Here is a 2096-nt window from a genome sequence, read left to right on the forward strand (position 1 = left end):
ACATTATCAAATGCGGTGGCATCAAAAGATGTAGATAAGGCGAAAAATGCTTCATTTAATTCCTCTTTGGCAGTACCAGATATATTTGGTACATCAATAACATCCGATGGATAATTAAAAGTTGATGCTAAAGAAGCTTTACCAGTTCCTCCGTAATAATAACCGAAGTCCCAGAAGGCAGCATATTCTTCTCCCTGATTTATTCTAAATAATTCTCCATCCAAAAGAGAAATAAAAGTCTTCGAAGACCCATCAGCTAATGGTGCAGCAAACATAGTAGCAGAATAAGATTTTACTTCCGCAGCTGAGTTAGTACCACCGTAATTTAAGGTAATTGTACCAGGACCAACTACTAATCGTTTAGTTACATCTCTGTAGTCACCTCTACCACTGGTTGCCCAGAAAGTATAGACAACAGTACCTGTACCTACTGAAGGAACTGGAAGATCAAATTCAAATTCGAAAGCCGTTTTATTCTGACTATCTAAATCTATAGATCCATCTCCTTTAGCATCGATACCTTCAACTAGTTCCTCTAATTTAAAAGGCTCATCACCTTGAGCACTCACATTCTCAGTAACATATAATCTGTTCATGTTGTCAGTTGATGTAAATTTTACTCTTACAGTTTGAGTATTAGTATTTGCATCCACATCTACAGATACATTTTTGGAAGCGTCACCTTCTTCCATTTCTAAAACCACCGTCTCTTCATCTGGTGGTGTAGTGGGGGTAATTTCTTCATTATCATCACTACATGAAGCCAAAAATAATGTACCACTAAGGGCACTAAACATTAATAGTTGATTAAATAATTTTCTCATTTTCGATTGTTTTTTTAGTTCTACTGATATTTTGCACAAATCATACCAAGATAATCTGCACCTTGAGGTGTCAGTAACGGATTTTTCTGTAAAATGTTGAAGAATATTTTTAACGAAGTGTGGAATATCTGATACACAAAGACTTTCGTTCAAAAACTTTTATTATTGCCCTTTGAGAAGGTATTATAAAAAATTTAATCCTTCTGTTAGATTTGCAACGTAGCCACTAAAACACTGACAAAATTTCATGGGCCAAACAGCTGACAAAGTACTTTCTGAATTAAAAAGTAAAAAATATGCACCTGTCTATTTTCTTCAAGGCGAGGAGACCTATTACATAGATCTCATATCAGATTACATTGAAGATAATGTGCTGAATGAGACCGAAAAAGGTTTTAATGAAACCATCATGTACGGTAAAGATGTAAGCATGAGCGATGTGCTTACCAATGCGCGAAGATTTCCTATGATGGCAGAAAGACAGGTCGTAATTGTAAAGGAAGCTCAGCAGATCAATGACTTAAATAAAGAGAATGGGCAAAAATTGCTAATAGATTATATACAAAACCCATCGGCTACAACTATCTTGGTTTTTTGTCATAAGAATAAAACACTCGACAAAAGAAAGTCTTTAGGCAAACTCATAGATAAACATGCTATAACGGTCACCACAAAAAAGCTTTATGATAATCAAGTACCTGCCTGGGTAGAGCAATATTTAGGATCTAAAGGCTTCAAGGCTACACCAAAGGCAGTGCAGATGTTGTCTGAGTCAATAGGAAATGACCTTGAGCGTCTTTCTAACGAAATTGATAAAATACTCATCAATTTTAAAGACAAGGTGCAGATTGACGAACATGTGGTGCAGAAGTATGTGGGTATAAGTAAAGATTATAATGTGTTTGAGCTGCAGAAGGCACTTATGGTAAAGGACGTAGTGAAAGCCAATAAAATAGTAAATTACTTTGAGGCCAATGCCAAAAAGAACCCCATTATTCCGGTTATAGCTATTTTGTACTCTTTTTACAGTAAGCTTTTGATGATCTATGGCACAAAAGACAAGTCTGAGCGTAACCTGGCTTCTGTTTTACGAGTGAGTCCGTATTTTGTGAAGGATTATATCACAGCCACAAGGTATTATGATCTCGCACAGGTTATTGGCAATATACACTACATAAAAGTGGCGGATTTGAAATCTAAAGGTGTAGATAACGTTTCTACCGATGATGGCCAGCTTCTACGAGAGCTAGTTTTTAAATTAATCCATTAGCG

The 2096-nt window shown here is 36.0% G+C and carries 2 protein-coding genes; one reads left to right on the forward strand and one right to left on the reverse strand.

What is annotated here, in order from left to right; genetic code table 11:
* A partial coding sequence (locus E1176_RS01945; RefSeq protein WP_155208892.1) for a hypothetical protein occupies positions 1-824 on the reverse strand: 824 nt, incomplete at its 3' end.
* A gap of 247 nt (positions 825-1071) precedes the next feature.
* On the opposite strand from E1176_RS01945, the gene holA reads away from it, so the two are divergent.
* The gene (holA, locus tag E1176_RS01950) at positions 1072-2094 is read left to right on the forward strand and encodes a DNA polymerase III subunit delta (protein WP_155208893.1); all 1023 of its coding nucleotides are present in this window, start codon (positions 1072-1074) and stop codon (positions 2092-2094) included.
* The last annotated feature ends 2 nt before the right edge of the window (positions 2095-2096 follow it).

Source organism: Fulvivirga aurantia (assembly GCF_009711475.1).
In the GTDB taxonomy this organism is placed as follows: Bacteria; Bacteroidota; Bacteroidia; order Cytophagales; family Cyclobacteriaceae; genus Fulvivirga; species Fulvivirga aurantia.

Excerpts from the sequence above, each read along its gene's own strand:
- holA (WP_155208893.1), top strand. The coding sequence starts at position 1,072 with ATGGGCCAAACAGCTGACAAAGTACTTTCTGAATTAAAAAGTAAAAAA.